This is a genomic window from Alteromonas sp. R7, from assembly GCF_055755235.1.
Map to the genome: position 1 here is coordinate 18513 of NZ_JBVTQX010000009.1, position 14416 is coordinate 32928.

At 45.1% G+C, this 14416-nt stretch carries 10 protein-coding genes; 4 read left to right on the top strand and 6 right to left on the bottom strand.

Annotated features, from left to right (window positions below; translation table 11 throughout):
* Window positions 1-40 precede the first annotated feature (40 nt).
* The 3 genes from btsR to AC0J2X_RS14720 all read right to left on the bottom strand — a co-directional run bounded on the left by btsR (window position 41) and on the right by AC0J2X_RS14720 (window position 4079).
* Window positions 41-769 carry a two-component system response regulator BtsR gene (gene btsR, locus AC0J2X_RS14710; protein ID WP_014975956.1) on the bottom strand — a complete coding sequence of 243 codons (729 nt, stop codon included), beginning with the start codon at window positions 767-769 and terminating at the stop codon, window positions 41-43.
* Between the two features lie 2 nt (window positions 770-771).
* Entirely contained in the window at window positions 772-2463 is a 1692-nt protein-coding gene (locus AC0J2X_RS14715; RefSeq protein WP_061485115.1) for a sensor histidine kinase, read from the bottom strand.
* Window positions 2464-2585: 122 nt separating this feature from the next.
* Window positions 2586-4079, bottom strand: a complete 1494-nt coding sequence (locus tag AC0J2X_RS14720; RefSeq protein WP_061485116.1) for a carbon starvation CstA family protein — start codon at window positions 4077-4079, stop codon at window positions 2586-2588.
* Between the two features lie 346 nt (window positions 4080-4425).
* Between AC0J2X_RS14720 and prfC the strand changes: the two genes are divergently transcribed.
* The 4 genes from prfC (at window position 4426) to AC0J2X_RS14740 (ending at window position 10812) form a co-directional block, all read left to right on the top strand.
* Window positions 4426-6015, top strand: a complete 1590-nt coding sequence (prfC, locus tag AC0J2X_RS14725; RefSeq protein ID WP_014948726.1) for a peptide chain release factor 3 — start codon at window positions 4426-4428, stop codon at window positions 6013-6015.
* A 33-nt stretch (window positions 6016-6048) separates the two neighbouring features.
* Window positions 6049-7779, top strand: coding sequence for an arginine--tRNA ligase (argS, locus tag AC0J2X_RS14730; protein WP_014948727.1), 1731 nt, complete (start codon window positions 6049-6051; stop codon window positions 7777-7779).
* Window positions 7780-8067: 288 nt separating this feature from the next.
* A complete protein-coding gene (locus AC0J2X_RS14735; RefSeq protein ID WP_014975958.1) occupies window positions 8068-8634 on the top strand; it encodes an NADPH-dependent FMN reductase in 567 nt (188 codons plus the stop codon).
* A 219-nt stretch (window positions 8635-8853) separates the two neighbouring features.
* Complete coding sequence (locus tag AC0J2X_RS14740; RefSeq protein ID WP_061485118.1) at window positions 8854-10812, top strand: tetratricopeptide repeat-containing sulfotransferase family protein; 1959 nt, start codon at window positions 8854-8856, stop codon at window positions 10810-10812.
* A gap of 86 nt (window positions 10813-10898) precedes the next feature.
* Here the strand turns inward: AC0J2X_RS14740 and AC0J2X_RS14745 are convergent, their stop codons facing one another.
* The 3 genes from AC0J2X_RS14745 to AC0J2X_RS14755 form a co-directional block, all read right to left on the bottom strand.
* Window positions 10899-11567: a pentapeptide repeat-containing protein gene (locus AC0J2X_RS14745; protein WP_069943933.1), complete on the bottom strand. Its 669-nt coding sequence runs from the start codon at window positions 11565-11567 to the stop codon at window positions 10899-10901.
* Window positions 11568-11632: 65 nt separating this feature from the next.
* Window positions 11633-13483 (bottom strand): methanol/ethanol family PQQ-dependent dehydrogenase, encoded by a 1851-nt coding sequence (locus tag AC0J2X_RS14750; protein ID WP_472996167.1) that lies wholly within the window; start codon window positions 13481-13483, stop codon window positions 11633-11635.
* 243 nt (window positions 13484-13726) lie between these two features.
* Entirely contained in the window at window positions 13727-14362 is a 636-nt protein-coding gene (locus AC0J2X_RS14755) for a response regulator transcription factor (protein ID WP_472996168.1), read from the bottom strand.
* Window positions 14363-14416 lie beyond the last annotated feature (54 nt).

Here is a 14416-nt window from a genome sequence, read left to right on the forward strand (position 1 = left end):
TCTCAGTCCTTTTTAAGTTAATACAGCCTTTGTGGTGTGATTAAAGCGTTAATAACGACTTTAGCTTTTTGAGATATCGACGGCTCACGGGAACTGAATCTCCCGTCTTCATTAGGAGCGTAGCAAGGCCATTATCCAAGAGTTTAATTTCCGCAACGCATGATAACCTCACCAAGTATTGCCGGTGACACCGAACAAGCGCGGTTCTCTCTTCTAAGGTTTTCAATGTGAGCTGCGTGTCTGCTTGTTGTTCTAGCGATCTAACATGTACGCCCGCCACATCGCTGTAAGCAAACTGAATATCAGATTCGGGCAGCAGTAATATGCGCTGATGACCTACGCAAGGAATATGTACTAATGTGGGGGAGGCAACGGCGTCAATGTCAGTTTGGGGCTGAGTTCTCTTTTTAAGCCTGGCGAGTGTTTTATCAAGCCGCTCTGGTTCCACAGGTTTGAGCAAGTAATCAAACGCGTTATCTTCAAATGCCTGAAGGGCATACTGTTCAAATGCGGTGACCAGCACAACATAAGGCATGGTGTCTAAATCAAGCATAGCCAGCATATCGAGTCCAGAGAGCTGGGGCATTTCTATATCAAGAAATATAACATCCGGACAGTGTTGTTTAATTAATGCCAACCCCTCTATGGCATTTGCGGCCTCGGCTAAGACTTGTACTTCATTGGTTTCGTTGAGTAACTGGCAAAGCTCCTCTCTGGCGAGCGGTTCATCGTCAATAACAAGCGCGCGAAATGCTGAGTTCTTAGTCATTGTTAGCCCTGATGAGAATGGTGATGAGTGTGTGGAATGGAAAAGGACATCCGAGTGAACTGGTTAGTTCGACACTCGATCACCAGGCCTGCTTGTTGACCAAACTGATGAATAAGCCGTTTATCTACAATATCCATCCCTAAACCTGCGTGTTGTTCTTTTTTGGGTTTGTACAAGCCAGCATTATCTTCAACGAGAATGTGAATGTGGTTATCTGTTGTGCATCGTACATTCAAAGTTAGATGCCCACCCTCTATTCGTTGGGCGATACCGTGTTTAACCGCGTTCTCAACCAGTGGCTGCAACGTAAAACTTGGTAGAAGCGCTGACATGGCAGCATCGTCACACTTGATGGTAACCTGCAGGCGTTCGGCAAAACGCGCCTTCTCGATTGCCAGATAAGCATTAACGTGGTCAATCTCTTCTTTTAGTGTCACCACCGCGGTGTTTTGCTTTAAGTTTATTCTAAAAAAGCGTGACAAGCTTAGCACGAGCTCTCTGGCCCTTTTGGGATCGCGACGAATAATAGCGCTAATCGTATTGAGCGCGTTAAATAGGAAATGAGGGTTGACCTGTGCATGCAGCAGCTTGATTTCAGACTGTGAGAGCAGATCTTTTTGCTGCTGATACGCGCCGTAAACAATCTGACTAGACAGTAATTGAGCGATACCTTCTGCCATTGACAGGGTAACCGTCGACATAAACTTCCGTTTGGGTTCGTAAAGCTTAATGGTACCTACCACCTCAGAGCCTGAGTGAAGTGGAATAATCAACACTGAACCCAGCGGACAATTTGTGTTTAATGTGCACTGATAAGGGCGCTCAGCGCCATCTAAATGGACTATTTTGTTATTGTTCAGTGACTCCATCGTACTTGATGACGATATGGGGGTGTTTGGTAGGTGATGATCGGCACCCGTTCCGATAAACGCCAGAATCTTTTCTTTATCAGTAATCGCTACCGCACCCACATTCGTTTCTTCATAGATAATACGTGCTACTTTTTCTGCATTAACTGGGGTGAATCCAGATGTGAGCACGCCCACTGAGCGATCTGCTATGGATAGTGCACGTCGTGAAAAAGTGGCAGAGTACTTTTCAAAAATCGTTTTTTTGTCAGATAAGATACTGATAAAAAGTGCGGCCCCCACAGAATTTGCAATAACCATAGGTGCGGCTATAGCGCTGACCAGTGCGTAAGACTTTTCAAAAGGCTCAGCAACGGTAAGCAGGATAGCCATCTGAAACAACTCTGCTACAAAGGTAATGACACCAACTTTCCATGGGTTGAAAAGATCTAGACTTTTGTTCTGGCGAACATAGTAAACGTGCATGAGGCCGCCGATAAGACCTTCCAGCGTGGTGGAAATAGCGCAGGCAACATCAGTAAAACCACCCAATGAATAACGATGGAGGCCGCCGGTCAACCCTACGGCAAACCCAACTATTGGACCGCCTAGTAATCCTCCTATAACTGCCCCAATGGCTCTGGTATTGGCAATGGCGTCGTCTATTTGCAGACCAAAATACGTGCCCAGAATACAAAAGGAAGAAAAAACTACATACACCAAGTAGCGGTGTTTGCGATGAGAAGAAATGCTGAGAATAGGAAGAAAAAGCGGTGTTTTACTCAGCATATATGCGAGCACAAGATACACACACATTTGTTGAAGTAGCGAAAGTATGAGTTCCATGCTTGCCAATATTACCGCCGGTTAAAAATGAGCCTCATTATAACCCTTGTCAAAAGTACAAAATAAATAGCCGCCCTATATAAAGGGCGGCTCATCATATTACACGTGTTTAGTGTAGGTAGTTACGCGTCTACCGGTTGGGAGGGCTTTTCAACATTCACAGATGATGGCTCAAGCGGCGCTTCACCTTTCCCCTTGGAAATTCGAATGACGTAAACCGTGGTTATTAGCGATGCGATAAGCCCGATGGTTGTCGATACATTCATCGCCATACCGAAACCCAAGGTGTCGTTGTTTAGAATAAAGGTAACGCAAACGGCCGTCATAAATATTGCTGGTACCGTAGTTATCCAGTGCAGTTTATTATGTCTTAGTAAGTATGCAGACGCGGTCCACAGCATCATGACGGCTGTTGCTTGGTTGGCAAATCCGAAGTAGCGCCAAATAACGCCGAAATCGACTTGGGTAAGAATACCGCCAAGCACAAACAAAGGGGCGGCCATGAACAAGCGGTTACGTATACCTTTTTGTTCAACGTTAAAGTACTCGGCCATGATAAGACGACTTGAGCGAAATGCGGTGTCGCCAGACGTAATAGGAAGAATAACCACGCCAAGAAAAGCCAGTACGCCACCAACAACACCTAAAAGACCGAATGATGAGGCATAGACAACGTTTCCAGGGCCACCATTGGTAATAGCTGCCGATAGTCCTTCTAAATTGTCGAAGTAAGAAAGGGCAATGGCACACCAGATAAGGGCAATCACACCTTCACCTATCATTGCACCAAAAAACACAAAACGTCCGTTCTTCTCGTTCTCCATACAGCGAGCCATAAGCGGGGACTGGGTGGCATGAAATCCAGAGATAGCGCCACAAGCGATAGTGATAAAGAGCGCTGGCCAAAGAGGCATATCGTTAGGATTTAAATTCGTCAGCATATCACTTGCCGTGAATTGGCTAAGTATCGAGTGCTGGTCAGAATAGCTGGCCGCGGCTAATAATCCCACCGACATGAAAATAAGAAGGGCTCCGAAAAACGGATAAAAACGACCAATAATTTTATCTACGGGAACAATGGTAGCCAAAATATAGTAGGCAAAAATAATGGCGACCATAGTGCCAACTTCAACATGCCATGATGTCTGATCATTAACGAGATTTGTGATCATGCCTGCGGGCGCTGAGACAAAAACTACACCTACCAGTAGAAGCAGCACAATAGCGAACAAGTTCATAAAGTGCTTAGCGCCTCGGCCCAAATAACGGCCAGATAAGCTAGGCACAGATTCGCCATTGTTGCGAACTGACAGCATGCCTGAGAAATAGTCGTGAACAGCGCCGGCAAAAATGCACCCTAATACAATCCAAAGCATGGCAGCTGGGCCATACAGTGCACCCATAATAGGACCAAATATAGGGCCTACGCCAGCAATGTTCAGAAGCTGAACGAGATACACCTTCGGTGTAGACATGGGAACAAAGTCTACGCCGTCTTTTTGGCTATGTGCAGGAGTGGGGCGTGCTGGTGTGACGCCAAATACCTTCTCAACAAAGGCGCCATATATAAAGTAGCCAGCAATAAGCGCGGCTACGCAAGTTAGAAACAATATCACAGGGCGTTGTCCTTATTTTTATAAATAGGGTTTATAAAAAGGGTCTGTCACTTGTGTTGTAAACGGTGTGTACAACAATGTTTGAAATAGGTTAACGATGTGAAAGTGTGTATGCATGAAAAAAAGCAGTGAGTGGTCGCATAGCAAATTAAGCGGTAGGGAGTATGTAATTTCGCTCTACTGTTACGTGCAGTAAAATGCTAAAATCCGCGCAATTAATTACCAAGCCGTATCAAGCGTTTTACCGCAATACTGAATTTGCGCGGAAAAGCATTGCTTATCCGTTATGAAACGCGCCTGTAAGTAATTGATTTACAGGGATAATAGATAACGAAGATAAGTATTGATGTCAGATAAGAAGCTTCTAGAAGAGATTAAAAAGCGACGTACGTTCGCAATCATATCGCACCCGGATGCGGGTAAAACCACGATTACCGAAAAAGTATTGTTATTCGGACGCGCCCTGCAAACTGCCGGTACCGTTAAAGGTAAAAAGTCAGGTCAGCATGCTAAATCTGACTGGATGGAAATGGAAAAAGAGCGTGGTATCTCGGTAACCACCTCGGTCATGCAGTTTCCATATAGCGATCACTTAGTAAACCTGCTGGATACTCCGGGGCACGAAGACTTTTCTGAAGATACCTATCGAACACTGACGGCGGTTGACTCATGCCTTATGGTTATCGACGCAGCGAAAGGTGTAGAAGACCGAACCCGTAAACTTATGGAAGTCACCCGTTTGCGCGATACGCCGATTGTGACTTTCATGAACAAGCTTGACCGTGATATTCGCGATCCTATGGAACTGCTCGATGAAGTAGAAACCGAGCTTGATATCCTGTGTGCACCAATTACTTGGCCAATTGGCTGTGGTAAGAGCTTTAAAGGTGTATATCACCTTCACCGCGACGAAACTATTTTGTATCAAAGTGGCCAGGGTCACACTATCCAAGACGTGCGCATCATCAAAGGGTTAGATAACCCTGAGTTAGATACTGCAGTAGGAAGTGACCTCGCTGAAACCTTGCGTGACGAGCTTGAGCTTGTACGCGGTGCATCTAACGAATTTGAACAAGAGCTTTTCTTGGAAGGCCAGTTAACGCCAGTATTTTTCGGTACAGCATTAGGTAACTTCGGTGTTGATCATATGCTTGACGGTTTGGTTGAGTGGGCACCTGCGCCACTTGGACGCGAAACCGAAGAGGGGACTATCGAAAGTACCGATGGTAAGTTCAGTGGCTTCGTATTTAAAATTCAGGCCAACATGGACCCGAAACACCGTGACCGCATCGCGTTTTGTCGTATTGTGTCGGGCAAGTACGAAAAAGGCATGAAAATGCGCAACAGCCGTTTAGGTAAAGATGTGCGTATTTCTGATGCATTAACCTTCTTGGCTGGTGACCGTTCATTGCTAGAAGAAGCCTATGCCGGCGATATCATCGGCTTGCACAACCACGGTACCATTCGCATAGGGGACACCTTCACGTCAGGCGATAACTACCGCTTTACGGGTATTCCAAACTTTGCGCCTGAGCTATTTAAACGCATCCGCTTGAAAGATCCGCTTAAGCAAAAGCAACTGCTGAAAGGGCTGATCCAGCTTTCTGAGGAAGGGGCGGTACAGGTGTTTAGACCGCTTGCCAACAACGATTTGATTGTGGGCGCAGTAGGTGTGCTTCAGTTTGACGTGGTAGTCGCGCGATTAAAAGCCGAATACAACGTAGACGCGCTTTATGAGCATATTAACGTGAGCACTGCCCGCTGGGTTTACTCTGACAATGAGAAGAAGCTTGATGAATTCCGCCGTAAAGGTGAGCAAAACCTTGCACTAGATGGCGGCGATAACTTGACGTACATCGCACCTACTATGGTGAATTTACAGCTAGCGCAAGAGCGCTACCCTGATATTCAGTTCAAGAACACGCGCGAAAATTAAGCTAATAAAGATTAAACAAAGACACAATATATTATGAATATACATGCACTATTAGTTAACCGTTTCACTGAAGCTCTACAAGAAATGGGCGTAGAAAATGCGCCAGTGCCAGTTTCGCGCAGCGCTCGACCTGAATTTGGTGAATATCAGTTTAACGGCGCGATGGCGCTAGCCAAGCAGCTTAAGCAAAAGCCGCGCGATATTGCAGAGAAAATTGTTGAGACTGTAAAGCTCGACGATATTGCCAGCAAGCTAGAAGTGGCGGGCCCTGGTTTTATCAACGTTCATTTAAATGACGAATGGCTGTCTAATCAGTGTGAGTTGTCGCTAACCGACCCACGTTTAGGTATTGCTAAGTCAAAAGAACAAAACATTGTTGTTGATTACTCATCGCCTAACCTGGCCAAAGAAATGCACGTGGGCCACCTGCGTACTACTATCATCGGCGATGCTGTGGTTAAAGTGCTTGAGTTCTTGGGCCACAACGTTATTCGTCAAAATCACATGGGCGACTGGGGCACACAGTTCGGCATGTTGCTTGCGCACCTTTCAGACAAGCTACAAGATGAAGTGGCTGAAACTGCACTCTCTGATCTTGAAGACTTTTACCGCGAAGCCAAAGTACGCTTTGACGAAGAAGAAGGTTTTGCCGACCGCGCCCGCGAATACGTAGTTAAGCTGCAGGGCGGTGACGCTCAGTGTCTGGCGCTATGGGAAAAGTTCATTGACGTGTCTATTGCCCACTCAGAAGAAGTGTACGACAAGCTAAACGTAAGCCTGACCCGTAAAGATATTATGGGTGAGTCGGCTTACAACGACGATTTAGCCAACGTAATCAGTGACCTTAAAGCGAAAGGCCTTGCAGTAGAAGACCAAGGTGCGCAGGTGGTGTTTATACCTGAGCTTGCTGATAAAGAAGGTAACCCTGCGGTTTACATCGTTCAAAAGTCGGGTGGCGGCTATTTATACGCAACGACAGACCTTGCGGCAATGCGCTATCGCAGCGGCAAGTTAAACGCTGACCGTACGCTGATTCTTACCGATGCTCGCCAAGCACTGCACTTCAAGCAAACTGAAATTGTGGGCCGTAAAGCGGGCTTTATGAAAGAAGAGCAAACTTACGAGCATTGCCCATTTGGAATGATGCTAGGCAGTGACGGTAAGCCATTTAAAACGCGTACTGGCGGTACAGTTAAACTGGTCGAATTGCTTGATGAAGCCGTTGAGCGTGCGGGCAAACTTATCGCCGAGCGCGACAACGATTTAAGCGAAGACGAGCTTAAAGAAGTCGCTCACAAGGTGGGTATTGGCGCTGTGAAATACGCTGACCTATCTAAAAACCGCACAACTGATTACATGTTTAACTGGGACTCCATGCTAAGCTTTGAAGGTAACACCGCGCCTTACCTTCAGTATGCTTATACCCGTGTGAAAAGCTTGTTCAGAAAAGCGGGTGTGGATATGGCCACCATGCCAGTAGATATCAATATTGCTGAGAAACAAGAGCACGCGCTAGCTGTATTACTTATGCAGTTTGAAGAGGTGATTGGTACAGTATCTCGTGAAGCCACGCCTCATGTACTGTGTACTTACCTCTATGATGTGGCTTCAGCATTTATGTCATTCTACGAAGCGTGCCCGATGTTAAAAGACGGTATTGAGCCAGCCGTACGCGATAGCCGTCTAGCGTTGTCAGCTCTGGTTGCCAAGACGCTAGAGCAAGGATTAACCCTACTTGGCATCGAAACACTAGAAAAAATGTAGTGTTCGCGGTACAACATACATATTGATAACAAAGAGGCTGACATTGATTGTCAGCCTTTTTTTATGCGAAACATAAGCGTCAACCCTACAACGCTCGTTTGCGCTAATCGTGATCCTTATACCAGTGGGCATAGATTATTGCGTACTCAGCGAGATTTTAAATGTTCGTAATCGCGGCGAGTAACCGCAGGTACAGTGGTATTACATTTCGATTAGAACCAAAAGGGCGATAGCTTCCTATAAATCAGACAATTAGAACACTACTTAAATTAACGACAGGAAACTCAAATGACTAAGATCCTTGCATTTGCAGGTAGTACCCGTAAAGGTTCATTCAACCAAGCTATTATGAAAGTTGCCGCAGAGGGCGCACGTGAAGCTGGCGCAGAGGTTACCGTTATAGACCTCGCTGACTTTCAAATGCCGTTGTTTAATGAAGATGAGGAAGCCGAGTTTGGTATGCCTGAAAAAGCACAGGCGTTCAAAGAATTGCTAATGAGCCATGATGGTTTTCTTATTGCTTCACCAGAATACAACTCAAGCTATCCCGCACTGCTAAAGAATGCCATCGACTGGGCATCGCGCATGGGGGAAGGCGAAAAGCCATTACAAGCATATCGCGGTAAGGTGGCTGGAATTATGGCTGCGTCTGCTGGTGGGCTAGGCGGCATGCGCGTGCTGGTGGTACTGAGAATGTTACTTGAAAATCTAGGTACTATGGTGCTGCCGAACCAAAAGGCTATTGCGAAGGTAAATACGCTTATGGAAGATGGCGCAATTACGGATGAAAAGACGATTAAGCAGCTTAAAAATTTGGGTAAAGAAACTGCCGAGCTTGCCGCCAAAGTAAAATAGCTGAAAGTAGGTAATCAAATTTGAAGCCTACTAAATAAAGACTGGCCACCTTGTAATTGCAGTATCTACACGTGGCTAGTCTTCGGTGAATGTTCGAGGTTTTAGTTTTGTGCACGGTTAGTTGAGGGTGCTTAAATTCAACTTTTAGCGTGTTACTATAGACAAATCATTACTGCAAAATCTGCTACAGACGCACATATCTCCAAAAATAAAATATTCATGAAACTTACTCAAGAAATAATAAATCAAGCAATGCAGGCGTTCGGTGCCGGTGAATTTAGCCGAGTCATATCGACGCTTTCTCCTGTCTATGAGCAGCATCCAATGGCAAAAATGGTATATGCTACGGCACTAGGAAAGGTTGCTGAATTTGCTACGTCGTTTGAAATATTTGAAAGCCTTCAGTCTGATTATCCTCAAAACACTGATGTGGCGTATAATTATGGTCTATTGCTAAAAGAAGCTGAGCGGTTTGATGACGCACAAAAGCAGCTTTCAAAAGCGATAGCAATTAACCCAAACTACCACGTTGCTTTTCATGCACTTGGAAATTTAATGTCTGAGCTTGGCCGATATGAAGAAGCACAGTTAGTATATGAAAAAGCAATAGCAAAAAATCCTAAAAATATTCAGTACGGACAAAGCCTGAGTAAGTGTCTTTATCAGCAGGAAAAATGGTCTCAGTTGGTCGCGCATATTAAAAGAGAGGGTCTTCATCTAAGCGATAAACTTAGCGCTGAACTGTATACAGAAGCATGTTACAGAATTCATTCGAGAGGAGAATTAGCTAAGCAGAGTAATATGCTAAGTTCAACGTACTCAGATTCTTATTCGATCCACTATTTTTTGGCGTTGTCAGCATTGGAGTCGAAGCGTTACGTTCATGCAAAGCGTCATCTTGAAAAATCACTTTCCCTCGCTGATTCATCGGATAAAGAAGAGTTACTGACGTACTTAGACTATGTTTCTTGGCTACTCAATGCCACTAAAGACAACCTTGATGTCCTCAATAGAAAGTTTGAAAACACCGATAACATTCAGTTACTAGAGCTGGCCTTTAATATTAACGAAAACAGGCGTGAGCTAGCTGAAGCTGAGAAGTTTCTTGGCAAAATTCAATTAATTCAAGCTGAGGGCGACAAGGAGCAACACGAGTTAAAACGTTCGCTGTTGGCCTTCGCAAAAGGAGAGTTTGAAGAGGGGCTGCGAATTAACGAGCACTTCTTAGTAAAACAACCCAAAAGCCTTCCTCATCTTTACCAGAAGATTAGAACCCTTGAAAAGCTCAAGCGTTTTAGCGATGCCGAAGAGGTCATCAGGTTTATCGCACATAACGTGAATAACCTTCATTCCAGTAAATTCGCAGATTTGTCCTCTGGCGTCATGCTCAATGGTTTTGATGTATCACCTTCTCCTATCGTTAACACGTCAAGTAACAGCACAAACATTCTCTTTATTGTTGGATTTCCTCGTTCGGGAACGACATTGATAGAAAGTTTGTTACTTAAAAATGCGAATGTTGAGTTATTAGAAGAAACAGATGCTGTCGAAACCTTTTATAACCAGATGGTTGAACGCGAGATTGTTGACCCTGAGACGGGTGATATAAAGCGGACAAACCAAAGTGAACTAGACGCTTTGGCAAATGACTATCTTGAGCATTTAACGGCTTATTCTCCTAGTGTTGACAGCAATAAACTCATCGTAGATAAGATGCCGCTTAACTTCCCTTATTTACCTGCAATGTTGACCTTATTTCCTAACGCAAAAGTACTTTGTTGCCTACGTAACCCGAAGGCAGTTGCGTTGAGTTGTTTACAGTTCGAGGAAATAAACTTGTACACCGTTGAGCAATTCGCTGAGGCTTATAATAAAGTCTTCACGTGCTGGGAAAAAATGGAACCAATCTTAAGGGACAGAGCAATAAGCATTAAATATGAAGATGTTGTTGCTGACCCTGAATCTTCTATAGCATCCATATATCAGTTTTCAGGGCTGACAGAAGGGGAGACTAAGACCTTAGAAAGTAATAGTTCGCCTTTGTTCCAAACACCGAGCTACTATCAAGTTAGTCAACCAGTGTATAAGTCTTCAATGCAAAAGTATGAGAACTACCCAACGCTTTTCTCTGAATGTCCCCCTCTTTTAGATGAATGGGAGCAAAAGTGGGGATGTTAAGAAAGTAAGTATGAATGGGTGTTAGTGAAGGTAATGGGCGCTGGCTACATCGAACGGCTCAATGTTTTCTTTCCACCCAATCACAGTTACCAGTTAATAGGACAGTTTATACATTCGTCCATGAAAGTGCCCTGAAATGTTGCGTAGTGGATGCGCGTGCCGGTTAGGTTCGCTCGATACAAACTTGCATCGTTCAGTTTTGCTTCCTGAATATTGGCGTTAATCAGTGAAGCACCTTCAAAGTTTGCTTTGTTCATCCAAACCCGCTCTAAGCGTGCGGCACGTAAGTTGGTGTTTACCATTGTCGCACCTGATAAACGCGCTTGGTCCAGGTTAGCACCTGAAAAGTTAGAGTTAGTAAAATCAACCCCTTGACCGAAAAGCGCCCAGCCATCTACGCCTTCTAAGTTAGCGTTGCGAACTCTTGAGCTGCGTAAATCTGCGTGTTTTAAATTGGCGGTAGCTAAATCAGCGTGATCTAGGTTACTTTTCTTAAACGTCGCATAGCTTAAGTTGGCGTGCCTTAAATCTGTTTTGTTGAAGTTAACGTTGGTGAATACTGCCCCGTGCAAATTTGCATGGCTCAAATCAGCACCGCTTAAGTCTGTATCGCTACACACTGTCTTTGGTTTTATTTCACATCCGTTGATAATTTTCACGTCATCTTCGAAATCGGGAATGGCACTGGCAGTTGCTGAATGTAGGACAACTAATAATATGGTGAGTTGTTTGGTTGCTTGAAAACGTAAGCGCATAAGAGCTCCTTAATGCCGAGAGGCGTTTTCACCGCCTCTCGGTTGGGTTTGTTGCAAAGGTAAAGCTATTGTTTAGCTACGTTTTGCTTTTTATTGTGATTAGGAAGTTTAAATACCCAGAACGAACCACCTTGCGCGACAGGTTTGGTGAGTTCAGCCATATCTCCTCCCCATAGAGGTACTGCACCACCATACCCTGACGCTAAGCCGATGTATTGCTCACCATCCTCTTCCCAGGTGATAGGGCATGAAATGATGCCCGAGCCCGTTTGGAACTTCCAAAGTTCTTCACCGGTTTCCTCATCGAAAGCTTTGACATAGCCATCGCCCGTTCCGGTAATAATGAGTCCGCCTTTCGTCGCCAGTACCCCAGCCCACATAGGAAGTTTCTCTTTGTGCGTCCATTTAATTTCACCTGAAATGGGGTCTACGGCACGAAGTACGCCCACGTGGTCGTCATACATGCGCTTAATTCTAAAACCCTGTCCTAGGTAAGCGGCACCTTTTTTATAGGTCACTTCTTCCGTCCAGTAGTCTTCTTTCCAGTGGTTTGCGCCCATATAGAACCAGCCGGTATTCTGGCTGTAGGCCATCGGGTTCCAGTTCTTTCCGCCCAAGAATGGAGGCGATACCTCTATTGACTTTCCTCGTTTTTCACCCGGCTCAGGCAGTGGCGGGCGCTGTCCGTCTACTTCAACTGGGCGACCCGTGTCAGGGTCTATATGTGTGGCCCACGTAATATTATCTACAAAGGGAAAGCCTCTGATGAATTCACCGTTTTGTCTGTTAACTACATAGAAAAAGCCATTTCTGTCTGCATGAGCCGTCGCTTTTATGAGCTTTCCATTATCGTAATAGTCGAATAGAACAAGTTCATTGTTGCCAGAGAAATCCCATGCGTCGTTAGGTGTATGTTGATAGAACCATTTAACCTCACCAGTGGTTGCATCTACACCCACTTGTCCGGAAGTATAAAGGTTATCCCAATCTCGCGGATCGCCACCTTTGGCGGTGCGTTTCCATGTATTCCAAGGAGCGGGGTTACCTGCACCTATGATGATAGTGTTAGTTTCAACATCGAAGCTTGCACTCTGCCATGGTGCGCCACCACCGTGGTGCCAAGCCTCAACCATTTCGCCGTTTTCATCCTTTGGCCACGTTGTCACTTCGTATGAACCACCCGTGGGTGTGCTGTCTTTTCCATTTAATCTGCCCATGTGCCCTTCAACAAATGGACGCATCCAAATCTCTTCACCGGTTTCAGGATCGCGTGCAAACAGTTTTCCTACAACACCAAACTCATCACCTGATGAACCGTGAATAAGCATGACCTTTCCTGACTTTTGGTCTTTAACAATCGTAGGTGCCCCCGTCATGGTGTAGCCTGCACGATAGTCTTCAAAGCGCTTCTTCCATTTTACTTTGCCCGTTAGCCGGTCAAGGGCAACAACGCCAGCATCCAGCGTACCGAAAAAGACTAAGTCACCATAAATTGCTGCGCCGCGATTTACCACGTCACAACACGGTCGAATACCTTCTGGAAGGCGGTGGGCGTAGTCCCACAACTTCTTACCTGTTTTTGCTTCATAGGCGTAGATACGGGAGTAGCTACCGGTTACATAGACAATACCGTCGTACACGATTGCCTGGGACTCTTGACCCCGTTGCTTTTCATCACCAAAACTCATCACCCAAGCCGGAGATAGCATGTGTACATTTTCTTTGTTGATTTGATCAAGTCCGCTGTAACGCTGAGCTTCAGGACCCATACCATACATCAGCACGTTCTTAGGCGTCTTGGCATCATTTTCAATGTCTGCCCATGTCACGCCATCGTCCGCATATAAATGTGAACTCGTACCTAAACCAATAATTACGCTTAAGGCCAATGAAGCCTTTGAATAGAACTTAGCCATAGTTTTATTTCCACTGTTACCTTGATGTTGTGTTAACAGTATGTAACTAAGTAGAGGCCCTGATAAACGGATTCCGTCCTTCAAAATGCGGGAAAAATTCCCTTAGATTGAAGTGTAACAAAAACGCTAATATGTTGATTTACATGAGATATCTTTATCATGAGACAAAGTCAGTACCAAAGAGGTATAAAAAAGATACGAAAGTACAGGGAAGTTTTCCCGACCTTGTTTAGTGGCGCTTGTTTAGCTGGCAATTTTGATATAACCCTGCTTTATGGCAAGGTGAACAAACTCGGCATTTGTCTGTAGCTCAAGTTTTCGCTTGAGCTGGGTGATAACGTTTGAGACCGTCTTTTCAGAAATGTTGAGGCTTTCAGCGACCTGTTTTCGGCAAAGCCCGTTCGCTATACCAAGGAATATATCCAACTCTCTTTGTGTCAGATCTGTTAAGTTGCCTCCAGAATGTGACAGGTTGAATGTAGCGAGCTCAATGGCAGTATTGTGTTCTAAATAACGGCGGCCTTTAATGATAGATGTCACCGCGCTTATCAGTACATCAGGTTCACTTTGTTTACTAACATACCCCATTGCCCCTAGTTTCATAGCTCTATCGATGATGGAAATATCATCGAACATGCTGAACATAAGTACTTTTGCGTGCTTCCAGCGCTGAACAATATATTCTGCTAGCGTGAGTCCGCTGGTGGTTCCTAAATTAATGTCTAAAATAATGAGGTCGAAGTGGTTGGCACGAAGTGCATTTGTGGCTTGCTGCGCATTTTTTGCATTGGTGACGACAGCGCCTTCGAGTACCGAAGATAACAGTGTAGAAAAGCCTTCTCTCACTATTGCGTGATCATCAACAAGTAAAATTTCCATAGCTGCGCTTTATTCATATCACCATAGAATGAGCATGCCACGGTAGGCGTGTGA

Excerpts from the sequence above, each read along its gene's own strand:
- AC0J2X_RS14740 (WP_061485118.1), top strand. The coding sequence starts at position 8,854 with ATGAAACTTACTCAAGAAATAATAAATCAAGCAATGCAGGCGTTCGGT.
- prfC (WP_014948726.1), top strand. The coding sequence starts at position 4,426 with ATGTCAGATAAGAAGCTTCTAGAAGAGATTAAAAAGCGACGTACGTTC.
- AC0J2X_RS14745 (WP_069943933.1), bottom strand. The coding sequence starts at position 11,567 with ATGCGCTTACGTTTTCAAGCAACCAAACAACTCACCATATTATTAGTT.
- btsR (WP_014975956.1), bottom strand. The coding sequence starts at position 769 with ATGACTAAGAACTCAGCATTTCGCGCGCTTGTTATTGACGATGAACCG.
- argS (WP_014948727.1), top strand. The coding sequence starts at position 6,049 with ATGAATATACATGCACTATTAGTTAACCGTTTCACTGAAGCTCTACAA.
- AC0J2X_RS14755 (WP_472996168.1), bottom strand. The coding sequence starts at position 14,362 with ATGGAAATTTTACTTGTTGATGATCACGCAATAGTGAGAGAAGGCTTT.
- AC0J2X_RS14735 (WP_014975958.1), top strand. The coding sequence starts at position 8,068 with ATGACTAAGATCCTTGCATTTGCAGGTAGTACCCGTAAAGGTTCATTC.
- AC0J2X_RS14715 (WP_061485115.1), bottom strand. The coding sequence starts at position 2,463 with ATGGAACTCATACTTTCGCTACTTCAACAAATGTGTGTGTATCTTGTG.
- AC0J2X_RS14750 (WP_472996167.1), bottom strand. The coding sequence starts at position 13,483 with ATGGCTAAGTTCTATTCAAAGGCTTCATTGGCCTTAAGCGTAATTATT.